This window comes from Azospirillum oryzae (genome assembly GCF_900177515.1).
In the GTDB taxonomy this organism is placed as follows: Bacteria; Pseudomonadota; Alphaproteobacteria; order Azospirillales; family Azospirillaceae; genus Azospirillum; species Azospirillum oryzae_A.
The window spans coordinates 2,110,599-2,124,771 of sequence record NZ_FXAK01000007.1; the positions used below are offsets into that span (position 1 = coordinate 2,110,599).

General features: G+C 67.5%; 18 protein-coding genes. 5 read left to right on the forward strand and 13 right to left on the reverse strand.

Features of this window, described 5'->3' with window-relative positions:
* Positions 1–75: 75 nt before the first annotated feature.
* Positions 76–555, reverse strand: a complete 480-nt coding sequence (locus B9N97_RS22340; protein ID WP_085089913.1) for a CYTH domain-containing protein — start codon at positions 553–555, stop codon at positions 76–78.
* Positions 556–715: 160 nt separating this feature from the next.
* On the opposite strand from B9N97_RS22340, the gene B9N97_RS22345 reads away from it, so the two are divergent.
* A complete protein-coding gene (locus B9N97_RS22345) occupies positions 716–961 on the forward strand; it encodes a hypothetical protein (RefSeq protein ID WP_085089914.1) in 246 nt (81 codons plus the stop codon).
* Between the two features lie 22 nt (positions 962–983).
* Here B9N97_RS22345 and B9N97_RS22350 read toward each other — a convergent pair whose 3' ends face one another.
* The gene (locus tag B9N97_RS22350) at positions 984–1,139 is read right to left on the reverse strand and encodes a DUF3309 family protein (RefSeq protein ID WP_082860756.1); all 156 of its coding nucleotides are present in this window, start codon (positions 1,137–1,139) and stop codon (positions 984–986) included.
* Positions 1,140–1,464: 325 nt separating this feature from the next.
* Between B9N97_RS22350 and B9N97_RS22355 the strand changes: the two genes are divergently transcribed.
* Positions 1,465–1,812, forward strand: a complete 348-nt coding sequence (locus B9N97_RS22355; protein WP_085089915.1) for a hypothetical protein — start codon at positions 1,465–1,467, stop codon at positions 1,810–1,812.
* 16 nt (positions 1,813–1,828) lie between these two features.
* On the opposite strand, the gene B9N97_RS22360 is transcribed toward B9N97_RS22355, so the two are convergent.
* Positions 1,829–2,734: a CDP-alcohol phosphatidyltransferase family protein gene (locus B9N97_RS22360; RefSeq protein WP_085089916.1), complete on the reverse strand. Its 906-nt coding sequence runs from the start codon at positions 2,732–2,734 to the stop codon at positions 1,829–1,831.
* Complete coding sequence (locus B9N97_RS22365; RefSeq protein ID WP_085089917.1) at positions 2,731–3,471, reverse strand: phosphatidylserine decarboxylase; 741 nt, start codon at positions 3,469–3,471, stop codon at positions 2,731–2,733. Before B9N97_RS22365 ends, B9N97_RS22360 begins: the two co-directional genes overlap by 4 nt.
* 89 nt (positions 3,472–3,560) lie before the next feature.
* Here B9N97_RS22365 and B9N97_RS22370 point away from each other — a divergent pair, with 89 nt between their 5' ends.
* Positions 3,561–4,031: a hypothetical protein gene (locus B9N97_RS22370; RefSeq protein ID WP_085089918.1), complete on the forward strand. Its 471-nt coding sequence runs from the start codon at positions 3,561–3,563 to the stop codon at positions 4,029–4,031.
* A 26-nt stretch (positions 4,032–4,057) separates the two neighbouring features.
* Here B9N97_RS22370 and B9N97_RS22375 read toward each other — a convergent pair whose 3' ends face one another.
* From B9N97_RS22375 to B9N97_RS22395, 5 genes are all read right to left on the reverse strand, one after another.
* Positions 4,058–4,498, reverse strand: a complete 441-nt coding sequence (locus tag B9N97_RS22375; RefSeq protein ID WP_085089919.1) for a DUF29 domain-containing protein — start codon at positions 4,496–4,498, stop codon at positions 4,058–4,060.
* 88 nt (positions 4,499–4,586) lie between these two features.
* On the reverse strand, positions 4,587–5,663 hold the full coding sequence (locus tag B9N97_RS22380; RefSeq protein WP_085089920.1) for a BMP family ABC transporter substrate-binding protein: 1,077 nt from the start codon (positions 5,661–5,663) through the stop codon (positions 4,587–4,589).
* 78 nt (positions 5,664–5,741) lie between these two features.
* Positions 5,742–6,671: an ABC transporter permease gene (locus tag B9N97_RS22385; RefSeq protein ID WP_085089921.1), complete on the reverse strand. Its 930-nt coding sequence runs from the start codon at positions 6,669–6,671 to the stop codon at positions 5,742–5,744.
* Positions 6,668–7,744, reverse strand: coding sequence for an ABC transporter permease (locus B9N97_RS22390; RefSeq protein ID WP_085089922.1), 1,077 nt, complete (start codon positions 7,742–7,744; stop codon positions 6,668–6,670). The genes B9N97_RS22385 and B9N97_RS22390 overlap by 4 nt, the downstream gene beginning before the upstream one ends.
* 27 nt (positions 7,745–7,771) lie before the next feature.
* Positions 7,772–9,349 (reverse strand): ABC transporter ATP-binding protein, encoded by a 1,578-nt coding sequence (locus B9N97_RS22395; RefSeq protein WP_085089923.1) that lies wholly within the window; start codon positions 9,347–9,349, stop codon positions 7,772–7,774.
* A gap of 251 nt (positions 9,350–9,600) precedes the next feature.
* Here B9N97_RS22395 and B9N97_RS22400 point away from each other — a divergent pair, with 251 nt between their 5' ends.
* Both B9N97_RS22400 and B9N97_RS22405 read left to right on the forward strand, forming a co-directional pair.
* Entirely contained in the window at positions 9,601–10,515 is a 915-nt protein-coding gene (locus B9N97_RS22400; RefSeq protein ID WP_085089924.1) for a CAF17-like 4Fe-4S cluster assembly/insertion protein YgfZ, read from the forward strand.
* A gap of 117 nt (positions 10,516–10,632) precedes the next feature.
* Positions 10,633–11,244 (forward strand): PRC-barrel domain-containing protein, encoded by a 612-nt coding sequence (locus B9N97_RS22405; RefSeq protein WP_085089925.1) that lies wholly within the window; start codon positions 10,633–10,635, stop codon positions 11,242–11,244.
* A gap of 39 nt (positions 11,245–11,283) precedes the next feature.
* On the opposite strand, the gene B9N97_RS22410 is transcribed toward B9N97_RS22405, so the two are convergent.
* Genes B9N97_RS22410 through B9N97_RS22425 form a run of 4 tightly spaced genes read right to left on the reverse strand, consistent with a single transcriptional unit; the run spans position 11,284 to position 14,110 of the window.
* On the reverse strand, positions 11,284–11,979 hold the full coding sequence (locus B9N97_RS22410) for an ATP12 family chaperone protein (protein WP_085089926.1): 696 nt from the start codon (positions 11,977–11,979) through the stop codon (positions 11,284–11,286).
* Positions 11,980–11,982: 3 nt separating this feature from the next.
* Positions 11,983–12,657 (reverse strand): HAD-IA family hydrolase, encoded by a 675-nt coding sequence (locus B9N97_RS22415; RefSeq protein ID WP_085089927.1) that lies wholly within the window; start codon positions 12,655–12,657, stop codon positions 11,983–11,985.
* Entirely contained in the window at positions 12,657–13,709 is a 1,053-nt protein-coding gene (locus tag B9N97_RS22420; protein WP_085089928.1) for an RluA family pseudouridine synthase, read from the reverse strand. The genes B9N97_RS22415 and B9N97_RS22420 overlap by 1 nt, the downstream gene beginning before the upstream one ends.
* Complete coding sequence (locus tag B9N97_RS22425; protein ID WP_085089929.1) at positions 13,709–14,110, reverse strand: CrcB family protein; 402 nt, start codon at positions 14,108–14,110, stop codon at positions 13,709–13,711. The genes B9N97_RS22420 and B9N97_RS22425 overlap by 1 nt, the downstream gene beginning before the upstream one ends.
* Positions 14,111–14,173 lie beyond the last annotated feature (63 nt).

Here is a 14,173-nt window from a genome sequence, read left to right on the forward strand (position 1 = left end):
TTTGAGCCTGACTTTCTTTGGAGGCGTGCGGCAGCGGAGCCGCACGCCCCACCTCCGCGCCTTCAGGCCGCGCCGTCAGGCCGCGGCGGCCGACCAGCGCCGGATCGGCGCGCGGGAGAGGGCGGAGTTGCCATAGGCGCGCAGGGTGGTGACCTCCGCGCCAATCCAGTCCGGCAGCGGCACCATCTGGTCGGGCGAGTCCAGTTCGACCTCCGCGATGACCAGCCCGGCATTCTCGCCGTGGAAGACGTCGATCTCCCAGCACAGGCCGTCCTGGCAGTGGCGGTAGCGCGTCTTTTCGATCACCCGCCCTTCGCAGCCATGCAGCAGGAGCTGGCAGGCGAATTCCATTGCCAGGGGGTGTTCCACCTCGTCCCGGCAGGCGCCGCGCTTCAGCGATTTGATGGTCAGGGTGGCGCGGTCTTCCGCGATTCGAACGCGGACCGTGCTGGCGCCGTCGGACGGCAGGTATCCCTGGAGGATTCGGACGCCGTCCCGGCACAGATGCCGGACATCCTTGCGGACCAGAAAGCGCCGCTCGATTTCCAGTGCCATGGCTAGGCCCTTCGGACGAACTCACCGATGACCCTAGCCGAAAGTCCCTGCCGGCTTCAACCTCGTTGCCCTGTGTGCAGCGCAACCGAGACTGCATGCACCCGTACTATGACGTGACGATCGGTCGCAACAGGTCAGGGAATGATGCTATCGTCGGTCGATGAACGCCGATCTTTCCGCCTGCATTCCTGGGGCCCTGATCCCCTGGCTGGTGCTGTTCGCCCTCTACGGGCTGCCGCTGCTGCATGTGGCGCTGTCGCGCCGCGGAGGCGGCTGGCGCCCGCCGGCCGGATCGCGCTGCCCCTTCGGACCGCGCGCCGGCTGGCTTGTGATGGTGCTGATGCTGGGGCCGGTCGGATGGCTGATGTTCGCACTCCGCCGGCCCCGCCGCGCATCCGGCAGATAGCATCACGCAAATGGGCTGGGGATCAGATCCGGCCCATCAGCAGCAGAACGATCAGGACGATCAGCAGCACGCCGAGGATGCCGCTGGGACCATAGCCCCAGCCACGGCTGTGCGGCCAGGCCGGAACGGCACCGAGAAGCAGCAGAATCAGGATGATGAGCAGAATTGTGCCGAGCATGGCCTTCTCCCTTCCGGTGGAGTATTCGTGACGGACAAGCGGAACCTGAACGGCATCCCCTGGACTTTGTTCCTGTCCGGCTCGAACGTGACCGCTTGCCACCACCAAGGGAGAGGACGGCTCCTCCGGCGCTCCCCGAACGCGACGCCCTCGACCGTTCGGCGAGTTCACCCCTGTTGACTGTCGCCGAATGGGCGCTTAGGCTCCTGCCCATGAACGTGCATCACTTCGACGGCATTCTGCGAATTAGCGGCCCGGTTCTCCTTTGAGAGCCGGGGATTTCGCTCGTCCATTCCGCAGAACCGTCTGAAGGCCCGATCACGCCATGTCCAAGACCATGAACACCGTTGCCGCGTCCGCTTCGGATGCGCGCGTTACCGCGCCCGGCCGCCGCGTCGCCTTTTCGCTGGTCGCCGACGCCGATCCCGGCACCCTGCCCCGCATCCTCGAATACGTCGCCAAGCGCGGGCTGGTCCCGCTGGCCCTGCACAGCCGGCTGACCGATGATACGCTCGCCATTTCCATGGAGGTCGGCGACCTGCCGCAGGCGGAAACCGACCATATCGGCCGCTGCCTGGGACAGATCCCGATGGTGGCGCGGGTCACCGTCACAGAAATGGCCGCAACTGCGTCGGCGGCCGATCTGGTGACGGAACTGGCTGCGGCGGAATGAGAATGCGGGAAGCCGATCAGACCGGCTTCCCGGGCTCACCCTCGGGGGCCGTGGCTTCCGCGGCCTGCGACTCTGGCGACTCGGGAGCCGGCTCTTCAATCTCCGTGCGCATCAGTTCCGCGGCGCGCTGCAGCTTGCGGAACTGGACGATGGAGAATGGCAGGGTGACCATATAGACGATGCCGACGATGGACAGCGTCCACCAGGGCTGGCTGACCATCATCGCCGCCAGCAGGCCGACACCGGCCAGCGCCGGCACCACCCAATGGGCCGGAACCCGCGCGCCCTTGAAGGAGAAGGTCGGCAGGGTGCTGACCATCAGCCCGCCGATCAGCAGCGTCCACGGCACGATGACCGCCGGGTGGCCGGGATATTGCGGCCCGATCTCGAATCCCAGGATCATCGGCAGCAGCACGAGGCCGGCACCGGCCGGCGCCGGCACGCCGGTGAAGTAGTTGTAGGCCCAGGGCGGCAGATCGACCACGCCGAGGCGCGAATTGAAGCGCGCCAGCCGCAGGGCGCAGCACACGGCATAGGCCATGGCGGCGATCCAGCCCAGGCTACCTGCCCCGTTCAAACCCCACAGATACATCATGAAGGCCGGGGCGACGCCGAAGCTGATGGCGTCGGACAGGCTGTCCAGCTCCGCCCCGAACTTGCTCTGCCCGTTCAGCAGACGGGCGATGCGGCCGTCGAGCGCGTCCAGGATCGCAGCGATGACGATGGCGATGACCGCCGGCTCCCACCGCCCCTGCATGGCGAATCGGATCGCCGTCAGGCCGGAGCAGAGCGCCAGCACCGTCAGGACGTTCGGCAACAGGTGGTTGATCGACAGCCCTTTCAGCCGCGGATGCGGCCGGCCGGGACGGCGGGCCCGGTGCGGGCGGAAGATTTGCTGGCGGAAGACGGGCGGTCGTTTCATCGCCGCACGTCCCCCTGCCGCTGCGGTTCGGTGCCGTTCAGATCGGCCAGGATCGTCTCGCCGCCGATGGCGGTCTGGCCGACGCAGACCAGCGGGGCGACGCCGTCTGGAAGATAGATGTCGGTGCGGCTGCCGAATCGGATCAGGCCGAAGCGCTCGCCCGCCTTCACCTCCTGCCCGGCCTTCACCCACCACAGGATGCGGCGCGCCACCAGACCGGCGATCTGGACATAGGCGATCTCGCGCCCGTCGGGCAGACGGTGGCGGAAGGCCATGCGTTCATTCTCGTCGCTCGCCTTGTCCAGCGCGGCGTTGACGAAGGTGCCCTTGTGGTATTCCGCCGCCACGATGGTGCCGTCGGCCGGCACGCGGTTGACGTGGACGTTGAAGACGTTGAGGAAGACGCTGATCCGGGTCAGCGCCTTGTCGCCCATGCCCAATTCCTTCGGCGGGACGGCCTGGACGATCATGGTGACACGCCCGTCCGCCGGGCTGACCAGCAGGCCGGGCCGCGTCGGCGTCACCCGGTCGGGATCGCGGAAGAAATAGGCGCACCACAGGGTGAGCACCAAGCCGATCCAGCCGAGCGGCGCCCAGACGGCGAGGCCGAGGATCAGGGAAACCACGGCGAATCCGGCGATGAAGGGCCAGCCGGCACGGTGGATGGGGACGACGACGGTATCGATGGCGGACATCGCCTGCTTTCTTCGTATTTTCAGACCACAGCGAACAGCCATTCTAGCTGTGCGTTCCGAGCCTTTACAGAATTTTAGCGGCCAGCGCCCATGCTGTCGTTTCCGTCGCCCCAGAAGCCGAGCGTGCCGCCTTGTCCGTTCCCGATCTGAAGACCATTCAATCGCTGGCCGAAGTGCCGGACGGCGCTTTGCCCATCACCCCCGGTTCGATCGAGGTGACGCCGGAAGGCGTGCTGGGCATCGCCAAGCCGCCCCGCCCTTGCAAGCTGACCTTCATGGCCGATGGCCTGCCCTTCAACGTCGCCGTCCGTCATGAGGGGCCGGAGGAAGGGGGCGGGTCGATCTGCCAGATCTGGGCCGACGTCGGCCATGTCCCCTACACCGCCCAGGCGCCGGAGCGCCGCCGCGCCCTGCTGGCCGTCCTGCGCGGGATCGAGGGGCTGCCGCATGTCCGCTTCATCGTCCAGGGCGGACAGAAGATCATCCTGTTCTCGGAAATCCGGCTGGAACATCACGCCTCGCCCGAGGACCTGTTCCACCAGACCATCCTGGTCCTGCAGGAGGCACGCCCGTTCCTGCGGCTGCTGGGCGAGTATCTGTAAGGCGGGACGGCGTCGAAAGGCGCCGCTCAGGCGTCCGGCCAGAACGACTCGTCCATCATCTCGGCGAAGCTCCACGGGCATTCCGCCGGAAAGACCAGTCGCGAAATACCGGTTTCGCGTTCGGCCGCAATCAATGAAAGCCGGTATGCGTCCTCTACCGACTCCCCGAGCGACGACTTGAGGCTTGGGTTGTCGCGCAAATGGGCGGCTAGCCGATAGCGCTGCTCCTCTATGCTGAGGCGCCAACTGTTGCCGCGCAGCGGCGCCTGATAGCGCCATTTCAGCAGGTGAAGGAGCAGAACGACCAAGCGGTTTACCAGTTCACGCTTTTCGCTGCGCCCCATGCTCTCGATCTCCTCGGCGATGTGCTCGATGTCCGCCGCGTCGAGCTTGCCGGCCCGCAGAAGGGCAGCCTGTTCGTTCGCCCAGGCGTAGAAATCGCGGTCGTAGAGGCTGCTTCCGTCCATGGCCCACCTCTCCACATCGGCCCAGATCGCCGGCCGGCACGGCAGGCCGGAGGCTGTCGCCCCCGGTCCGCCCGTGCTGCAACGGTGCTTACTTCGGAACCTTGCCCTGCACGCCCTCGACATACCAGTCCATCTTCAGGATCTGTTCGTCGGTGGCATGCTTGCCTTCCGGGATCACGACCTTGCCGGACTGGTCCTTGACCGGGCCCTGGAAGGAGTGGCGCTTGCCCGACACGATGTCGGCCTTGATCTGGTCGGCCAGCTTCACGACGTCGGCCGGGATGGCCGGGTTATAGGGTGCCAGTTCGACCATGCCGGTCTTGATCCCGCCCCAGGTGTCGATCGGCTTCCAGGTGCCGTCCAGCACCGCCTTGACGCGGTCGACGTAATAGCCGTTCCAGTCCTCGACGATCGCGGTCAGGTGCGACTTCGGACCGAAGCGGGTCATGTCGGACGACTGGCCGACCGACCACAGCCCGCGCTCCTGCGCGGTCTGGATCGGGGCCGGGCTGTCAGTGTGCTGGACGATCACGTCGGCGCCCTGGTCGATCAGCGCCTTGGCCGCCTCGGCCTCCTTGCCGGGGTCGTACCAGCTGTTGACCCAGACCACGCGGACCTCGGCCTTCGGGTTCTGCTCGCGCAGCGCGATGGTGAAGGCGTTGATGCCGCCGACCACCTCGGGAATCGGGTAGGAGCCGATATAGCCGATGATGTTCGACTTGGTCATCTTGCCGGCGATGGCGCCGACCACCGTGCGGGCCTCGTAGAAGCGGCCCGAATAGGTGGCGACGTTCTCGGCGCGCTTGTAGCCGGTGGCGTGCTCGAACTTCACATCGGGATGGCGCTTGGCCACCTTCAGCGTCGGGTTCATGAAGCCGAAGGACGTGGTGAAGATCAGCTTGTGGCCGCTGGCGGCCAGCTGCTCGATCACGCGCTCCGCATCGGCGCCTTCCGGCACGTTTTCGACGAAGGTGGTGGTGACCTTGTCGCCCAGCGCCTTCTCCACGGCCAGACGGCCCTGGTCGTGCTGATAGCTGTAGCCGTGGTCGCTGACCGGGCCGACATAGACGAATCCGACCTTCAGCTTCTCCTGCGCGAAGGCGGATCCCATGCCCACGCTCAGCGCGACCGCGGCACCGGCCAAGCCAAGCACCGCCTTGCCCATCGTCCTTCTGTTCACGTCGACGCTCCTTGTTCTTGATGTCTTTAGATATGGGCTTTGTTTCGATTTCAAAACGACGCGTCAAGCATCGGGATGAAACAGTTTTCCCAGACAGGCCGGCGCGTTCAGGCGGATGCGGGCGACGTCCCGCGAAATCAGCACCAGAACCAGAACGGTAGCCAGATACGGCAGCATCGACAAGAGCTGCGACGGCACGTCGATGCCCAGTCCCTGGACGTGCAGCTGCAGGATGGTGACGCCGCCGAACAGCCAGGCGCCCAGCATGGCGCGCGCCGGTTTCCAGGTGGCGAAGACCACCAGCGCCAGCGCGATCCAGCCGCGGCCCGACGTCATGTTCTCCGCCCACATCGGCGTGTAGTCCATCGACAGGAAGGCACCGCCCAGCCCGGCCATGGCCCCGCCGAACAGCACGGCAAGGAAGCGGATGCGCAGCACCTTATAGCCAAGCGCATGGGCGGCCGTGTGGTTTTCCCCCACCGCGCGCAGCACCAGACCGACGCGGGTGCGGTAGAGGAACAGATGCACCAGCGGCACGGCGGCCACCGCCAGATAGACCATCACGTCCTGTCCGAACACCGCCTGCCCCACCACCGGCAGGTCGGTCAGGCCGGGGATATACAACTTCGGCAGCCCGTCCAGCGGGATGCCGACGAATCCCTGGCCGATCAGCGCCGACAGGCCGACGCCGAACAGGGTGAGCGCCAGCCCGGTCGCCACCTGGTTGGCCAGCAGGAACAGGGTCAGCACCGCGAACAGCGAGGCGGTGGCGGCACCGGCCAGCGCGGCGACGAGGAAGCCGGTGGTCGCGCTGCCGGTCTGCACGGTCACGGCAAAGCCGCAGACGGCACCGACCAGCATCATGCCCTCGACACCCAGGTTGAGGACGCCCGACTTCTCGACCACCAGTTCGCCCAGCGCGGCGAACAGCAGCGGCGTCGCCGCCGCGAACATGGCGGCCAGGATCGGGCCGATCAGGGCAAGGTCGGTCATGCCACGGCCCTCCGCGCGCCGAAGCGGACCCGGTAGCGGATCAGCACGTCGCTTGCCAGCAGGAAGAACAGAAGCATGCCCTGGAACACTCCGGTGATGGCCTTGGGCAGGCCCATGGCGATCTGCGCCGCCTCGCCGCCGATGAAGGACAGCGCCATCAGCAGCGCCGCCAGCAGGATGCCGACCGGATGCAGCCGGCCCAGGAAGGCGACGATGATGGCGGTATAGCCGTAGCCGGGCGAGATGCTGGCGGTGATCTGGCCGATCGGACCGGCGATCTCCCCCATGCCGGCGATGCCGGCGAGCGCGCCGGACAACAGCAGCGTCAGCCAGACGATGCGCTTCTGGTCGAAGCCGGCATAGCCGGCGGCGGCCGGGGTCAGGCCGATCACCTTGATCTGGAAGCCGATGAAGGTCCGCGCGATCAGCAGCCAGCCGCCGGCCACGGCCAGCAGGGCGAACAGCGCCCCCAGATGGACGCGCGTCCCCGCCCACAGGATCGGCAGCGTGGCGTCGGCCTCGAACAGCCGCGATTCGGGGAAAGCGAAGCCGTCCGGGTCACGGTAGGGGCCATGGACCAGATAGTTCAGCAGCAGCAGGGCCACATAGTTCAGCATCAGGCTGGTCAGGATCTCGCTGGCGTTGAATCGCAGCCGCAGATAGGCCGGCACCGCCGCCCAGGCCGCCCCGCCGATGGCCCCGCCGATCACCATCAGCGGCAGCAGCCACCAGCCGCCCTCGCCATAGAAGGCCAGCGCCAGCCCGCCGCCGGTGATGGCGCCCAGCGTCAGCTGTCCTTCGGCGCCGATGTTCCAGACATTGGCGCGGAAGCCGATGGCGAGACCCACGGCGCAGAGCACCAACGGCGTCGCCTTCACCACCAGCTCGCCCAGCCCACGGACCGAGGTCAGCGGCGCGACGAAGAAGGCATAGAGCGCCTTCAGCGGGTCGAAGCCCATCGCCATGAACAGGATGAAGCCGCTGAGCAGGGTCAGCGCCACCGCCAGCAGCGGTGTGACATAGACCATGGTCTTCGACGCCTGCCCGCGCGGCTCGAGACGGATGAAGCTCATGCGGCGTCTCCGGCGCTCAAATACCCATCAGACCGCACGCGTGATCTCCCCGTCTTCGTCCGGCGGCGTGCCGAACAGGCCGCCCATCAGCAGGCCGATGCGCTCCACCGTAGTTTCATGTGTGGGCCGGCTGTCGGACAGGCGGCCGTGGAACAGCACGGAAATCCGGTCGCTCAGCACGAACAGCTCGTCCAAATCCTGGCTGATGACCAGCACCGCCGCACCCGACCGCGCCAGATCGATCAGCGCCTTGTGGATGGCGGCCGCGGCACCGGCATCGACGCCCCAGGTCGGCTGCCCGACGACCAGAAGCTTGGGCTTTTGCAGGATCTCGCGGCCGATGATGAATTTCTGCAGGTTGCCGCCGGACAGCGACCGCGCCTCCGCCCGATGGCCATGGGCGACGACGTTGAAGCCGCGGATGATGGTCTCGGCATAGGCGCGGGCACGGGCGAAATGGACCATGCCGCCGCGCACCAGCGGCTCGCGGGCATAGCCTGACAGCAGTGCATTCTCCGACAAACTCAGTTCCGGCACGGCGCCGCGGCCCAGCCGTTCCTCCGGCACGAAGGCGAGGCCGAGTTCCCGGCGCGCCCGCGGCCCCAGATGACCGGCCGACGTACCCTCGATCACCACGGCGCCCGCGTCGGCCAGCAGCACCTCGCCGCTGAGCGCCGCCATCAGCTCGGCCTGCCCGTTGCCGGCGACACCGGCGATGCCCAGGATCTCGCCCGCCCGCACCTCGAAGCTGACATCCTTGAGGTTGGTGGCGAAGGGGTTGTCGGAGGTGGTGGATAGGTGCCGCACCGACAGGCGTGCGGCCCCGGCGGCGCTCTGCGGCGGCCGTTCCGGGGTGAACAGCTCCGCCCCCATCATCATCTCGGCAAGGCTGCGGGCGGTTTCCTGCCGCGGATCGGCTGCGCCCACCACCTTGCCGGCCCGCAGAACGGTGGCGCGGCTGCACAGCGCGCGGATTTCCTCCAGCTTGTGCGAGATGTAGAGGATCGTGCAGCCCTCCGCCGCCAGGACGCGCAGCGTCTCGAACAGCTTGGCGGCCTCCTGCGGCGTCAGGACCGAGGTCGGCTCGTCCATGATCAGCAGCTTCGGGTCCTGCAGCAGGCAGCGCACGATCTCCACCCGCTGCCGCTCGCCCACCGACAGGTGGAAGACATGGCGGCCGGGGTCGAGCGCCAGCCCATAGCGTTCGGACACCTCGCGAATGCGGCCGGCGAGCTGGTCCATCGGCCCGGCATTGTCGAGGCCAAGTGCGATGTTCTCCGTCACCGTCAGCGTGTCGAACAGCGAGAAATGCTGGAACACCATGCCGATGCCGAGCCGCCGCGCACCGGCCGGATCGGGCACCGTCGTCTCCGCCCCCTGCCACAGCATCGTGCCGGAATCGGGGTGCAGCACCCCGTAGATCATCTTGACCAGGGTGGACTTGCCGGCCCCGTTCTCGCCCAGCAGCGCATGGATCTCGCCCGGTTGCAGGACAAGGTCGACATGGTCGTTGGCCAGACAGCCGGGGAATCGCTTGGTGATGCCGCGCAGCTCCAGTCGGGGCGGCGGAGCGTCCGGGGGTAAGGTCTCGGCGTGCGAAGGCAAGGAGGAGCAATCCGGGAAAAGGTCAAACCTGCATGGCATTGCCAAAGCCGTGCCACCGCTACCAACAGAGTAATCCGGCGGCACCACCGGCCGTCAACAACCGATCCTCTGCCCAACGGTGATGCATCTGCCGCTTTGGTCATCATGCCACAGTCGGCCCCCGCAACCCAGCCCTCCGCAAAACGGCAGACTCTTGCCAGCGGGCCCGTTCGGCCCAACACTCCAGACCATCGGATGACGTGGAGGCTAGGATGTCGGCGGGTTACGCAGTGCTGGACCAGCGGAGCGTGGTGGCGGTTTCGGGCGAGGACCGCAAGGCCTTCCTGCAGGGGCTGGTGTCCAACGACGTGCTGCGGGTCACACCCGACCATGCCGCCTATGCCCTGTTCCTGACCCCGCAGGGCAAGTTCCTGCATGATTTCAGCATGGTCGAGTCGGACAGCGGCGGGGACGCCGTCCTGCTGCTGGACCCGGAAACGGACCGGCGCGCCGACCTGCTGCGGCGGCTGAAGATGTACAAGCTGCGGTCGAAGATCGCCCTCGAAGACCGGGCGGACCGGTTGCGCGTGGCCGTCGTCTTCGGGGACGGCGCGCTGGAGGCGCTGGGGCTGCCGGCGGAAGCGGGTGCGGCGCGGCCCTTCGCCGGCGGCGTCGCCTTCACCGATCCGCGGCTGCCGGCTTTGGGCGCGCGCCTGTTCCTGCCGGCCGACGGGTTAGCGGCATTGGAGTCGGCGGGATTGGCACGGCGTGACGCCGCGGATTACGACCGGATGCGCCTGTCGCTCGGCGTTCCCGACGGCACGCTTGACCTGATCCCGGAGAAGTCGATCCCGCTGGAAAGCCGGATGGACGCGCTGAACGCCATCTCCTGGGACAAGGGCTGCTACATGGGGCAGGAGCTGACCGCCCGCACCAAGTACCGCGCTCTCATCAAGAAGAAGCTGTTCCCCATGACCTTCGATGGTCCGACGCCGGAAGCGGGCACGCCGGTGACGCTCGACGGCAAGGATGCCGGCGAGGTCCGCAGCGCCCGCGATGGCGTCGCGCTCGCCCTGCTGCGGCTGGAGGACGTGCAGCGCGCGGCCGAGAACGGGCTAACCTTCCAGGCCGGTTCGGTGGCGTTGATTCCGCATGCACCGGACTGGGATCACACCTCAAAGGGGTAGTCCCTCACCAAAAGAATTCCCGGAAGGTGAAATAAAACGGGCTCCGTCGCTGTTGTTCCGATGTCTCTCGACACACGAACCTCGTGTCCTCGACACAACGACAAAGGAGCCATCCCCATGCGTCGCATCCTGATCGCTTCCGCCGCTTCGCTGGCTCTCATGACCGGCGCCGCCGTCGCACAGACCACTTCGCCGACCGTGGGCAATCCGTCTTCCTCCACCTCCAGCATGTCCAACACCGCGGCCCCGGACGGAGCCAAGACCGGTACGACGTCGGATACGATGAAGTCCGACGCCACCAAGTCGGACAGCATGACCTCCGGCAGTGCCGCGACGTCCGGCGGCATGGGCGGCCAGCTGGCCAGCGCCGACGAACTGATCGGCAAGAACGTGTATGGCCGCGACAACAACAAGATCGGTGAAGTCGACGACGTCATCCTCGACGCCGACGGCAAGGCCAAGCAGCTGGTCGTCAGCTCCGGCGGCTTCCTCGGCATCGGCGAGAAGCAGGTCGCCGTCGATTACAGCGCCGCCAACTGGGATTCGCAGAACAACCGCCTGAACCTGGCCGGCATGAGCCGCGACGACGTGAAGGCGATGCCGGAGTTCAAGTATGACGACACCATGACGTCGCTGAACAAGAACCGGAAGCCGGCCGAGACCGAAACAGTCGCGCCGGGCGCCGCCCCGACCGCGGGTTCGACGACCGGCACCACCACCACGAAGTAAGGGGTTCCTGACGGTGTGGGGGGCCGACGCCCCCACACCTCACCCCCGCAGCAGATCCACGAACCGCCTGCAGGCCACGATCTCCGCGCGCACGTTGGCGCGGCGCTTCGTGGCCTCGGCGTCTTCGCCCCATTGCTCGATCTGATAGGTCTCGTCCAGCTGCGAGACCTCGAACGCTTCTTCGGCGCTGAGGCGGCCTTCCAGCAGGGCCAGCGCCACGATGATCGACCCGCAGACGCCGGTCGCGGTCTGCAGCGCCGACAGATACCAGTCATCGGTCTGCTCCACCACCCGGCGCAGGGCGGCCAGCGCCTCCTCCGGCTGCGGCTTGGGCATCAGCCCGGCGCAGACATGCAGCGGCGCATCATAGGTCAGCGCCGCCCAATCCAGCAGCGGCTGCCATAGCTGAGCCTGCCGCTCCACCAGCGGCTGGGGATGCTCTGCGCGGTAGCACAGCAGGTCGGTGCCGGCATAGGCGCTGATGGCCTGGACGATATCCGGCCGCTTGGCCGGGATCAGGTCGATCGCGGTGCTCGAAAGCTGCATCAGCGGCATCGAATGGGCGTCGATCTGGTCGCCCTGCGCCGCCCACTCATCCGCCACCCCCTGGGCCAGCGGCCGGCTGGAGAAGACCAGCGCCGCCTTGGCCGGGCTGCGCACCGGACGTCCGTCCAGTTCGACCTGGAAACCGCCCTCGGTCTCGCCGACGCCCGCAGCCTTGTAGAAACGCTTCATCGCTTACCCTTCCAAAAGCTCCAGCACCGCGGTGGCGACATCACGTCCGCGGTGGACGATGCGGTCGGCCCCGGCCCGCTCCAGCTCCGGCACCGCGTGGTAGCCCCAGGAGACGCCGACCGACCGCACCCGCGCGTTGCGGGCCATCTGAATGTCGTAGGTGGTGTCGCCGATCACAACCGTCGCCGCCTCGTCCGCACCGGTCTCCGCCAGCGCACGCTGCACCATGTGCGGGTTGGGCTTGCCGGGACCGATATCGGCGGTCTGCAGCGTGACGAACCTGCCGGTCAGCCCATGGCCCTTCAGCACCGCATCCAGCCCGCGCCGCGACTTGCCGGTGGCGACGCCCAGCAGCACGCCGGCCTCCTCCAGCGCCGTCAGCGTGTCGACGATGCCGGGGAACAGCGGCTCGTCCACCTCGCCGCGGCTGCGGGCGGAGGAGAAGGCGCGCTTGTAGCTCTCCGCCACCGCCACATGCAGGTCTGCGTCCCGCTGCGGCAGCAGCAGGGCCACCGCTTCGACCAGCGACAGCCCGACCATGCGGCGGACATCGGCCGGGTCCGGTTCGCCCAGCCCATGCTCTGCCCAGGCCTGGGTCATGGCGTCGATGATGGCGAACTGGCTGTCGACCAGCGTGCCGTCGCAGTCGAACAGGGCAAGGCGCAGAGGGGGCGCCATTATTCGAAATCCTCGAACGGGTCGTCGCGCAGGTTGGGGCTGAAGCCGAAATATTTCCAGGTCGCCTGCATGTGGTCGGGCAGCGGCGCCGTCACGTCGATGGTCTTGCCGCCGCGCGGGTGCGGCAGGATCAGCCGGCGGGCATGCAGGTGCAGCTTCTTCGCCACCTCCGCCCCGGCCAGGAAGGCGCCCTGCCCGGCATATTTGCCGTCGCCCAGGATCGGCGTGCCGACGGCGGCCATGTGGACGCGCAGCTGGTGGGTGCGGCCGGTCAGCGGCCACATGGCAACGAAGGCCGCCTGCTTGCCGACATTCTCCTGCACCGAATAGACGGTGACGGCGCGCTTGCCCTCTTCCTTGTTCTCGGCCACCCGCTCGCCATGCGGGCCGCCTTCCTTGGCCAGCGCGAGGTCGATCTTGCCCTGGTAGGGCGACGGCACGCCGACGGTGACGGCCCAGTAGATCTTGCGCACGGCGCTGCCGCGGAACAGTTCCGTCAGCTTGCTGGCGGCGAAGGTGGTGCGGGCCAGCAGCAGCACGCCCGAGGTGTCCTTGTCCAGCCGGTGGACCAGCTTCGGCCGCTCGTTGCCGTCGAAGCGCAGGGCGTCCAGCATGGCGTCCAGATGCTTGGAGGTGCCGGTGCCGCCCTGCACCGCCAGACCGGCCGGCTTGTTGATGGCGATGACGTCGGCGTCGCGGTAGAGCACCAGCGCCTGCAACTCGGCTATCTGCTTGTCCGACATGCCCTTGGGCTTGCCCGCCCCCGGATTCGGCCCCTTGACCGGAGCGGCCCAGGCGGCCAGCGGCGGGATGCGCACGCCCTGCCCGGCCGCCAGCCGCGACGACGTCTCCGCCCGCTTGCCGTCGATGCGGACCTGACCGGTGCGCAGCAGCTTCTGCAGATAGCTGTGGTTCACGTCGGGGAAATGCCGCTTGAACCAGCGGTCGAGCCGCATGTCGGCCTCGTCGGCCGTGACGATGCGGGTTTCGACCTTGCTGTCGCTTTTGGCTTCGGTCGACGGCATATCGGCGTGATCGGGAGAGTCAGTCATCAGAGGGACACCGAAACAAGAGAACGCACGGCCCACAGGCCGGCAAAGAAGCCCACCACGCTGAACAGCGTCGAAGCGAGGAAGTATCCCGCCGCCGCGGCGATCTCGTCGCGGGCGACGAGGACGCCGATGTCCAACGTGAAGGAGGAGAAGGTGGTGAAGCCGCCCAGCACGCCCACCATGATCAGGGCGCGGATTTCCGGCGGCGGCGACCATGTCAGGCTCGCCAGTTCGGACAGCACGCCCATCGCCGTGCAGCCGATCACGTTGACGATGATCGTCCCCATCGGAAAGCGGGTGCCGACCCACTGCGCGACCAGCAGCAGCGTCAGGTAACGCGCCACCGATCCGGCGGCACCTCCGGCGGCGACGGCGAGTAAGGACAGGGGGGATGCGAGCACGGCGCCTCCGGACGAGCGCATGGAACGGGAAACGAGGGGCGAGCGCCGGATTAGAGCCAGAAA

Coding starts and splice junctions, on each gene's coding strand:
- B9N97_RS22340 (WP_085089913.1), bottom strand. CDS start 555: ATGGCACTGGAAATCGAGCGGCGCTTTCTGGTCCGCAAGGATGTCCGG.
- B9N97_RS22345 (WP_085089914.1), top strand. CDS start 716: ATGAACGCCGATCTTTCCGCCTGCATTCCTGGGGCCCTGATCCCCTGG.
- B9N97_RS22350 (WP_082860756.1), bottom strand. CDS start 1,139: ATGCTCGGCACAATTCTGCTCATCATCCTGATTCTGCTGCTTCTCGGT.
- B9N97_RS22355 (WP_085089915.1), top strand. CDS start 1,465: ATGTCCAAGACCATGAACACCGTTGCCGCGTCCGCTTCGGATGCGCGC.
- B9N97_RS22360 (WP_085089916.1), bottom strand. CDS start 2,734: ATGAAACGACCGCCCGTCTTCCGCCAGCAAATCTTCCGCCCGCACCGG.
- B9N97_RS22365 (WP_085089917.1), bottom strand. CDS start 3,471: ATGGCTGTTCGCTGTGGTCTGAAAATACGAAGAAAGCAGGCGATGTCC.
- B9N97_RS22375 (WP_085089919.1), bottom strand. CDS start 4,498: ATGGACGGAAGCAGCCTCTACGACCGCGATTTCTACGCCTGGGCGAAC.
- B9N97_RS22380 (WP_085089920.1), bottom strand. CDS start 5,663: ATGGGCAAGGCGGTGCTTGGCTTGGCCGGTGCCGCGGTCGCGCTGAGC.
- B9N97_RS22385 (WP_085089921.1), bottom strand. CDS start 6,671: ATGACCGACCTTGCCCTGATCGGCCCGATCCTGGCCGCCATGTTCGCG.
- B9N97_RS22390 (WP_085089922.1), bottom strand. CDS start 7,744: ATGAGCTTCATCCGTCTCGAGCCGCGCGGGCAGGCGTCGAAGACCATG.
- B9N97_RS22400 (WP_085089924.1), top strand. CDS start 9,601: ATGTCGGCGGGTTACGCAGTGCTGGACCAGCGGAGCGTGGTGGCGGTT.
- B9N97_RS22405 (WP_085089925.1), top strand. CDS start 10,633: ATGCGTCGCATCCTGATCGCTTCCGCCGCTTCGCTGGCTCTCATGACC.
- B9N97_RS22410 (WP_085089926.1), bottom strand. CDS start 11,979: ATGAAGCGTTTCTACAAGGCTGCGGGCGTCGGCGAGACCGAGGGCGGT.
- B9N97_RS22415 (WP_085089927.1), bottom strand. CDS start 12,657: ATGGCGCCCCCTCTGCGCCTTGCCCTGTTCGACTGCGACGGCACGCTG.
- B9N97_RS22420 (WP_085089928.1), bottom strand. CDS start 13,709: ATGACTGACTCTCCCGATCACGCCGATATGCCGTCGACCGAAGCCAAA.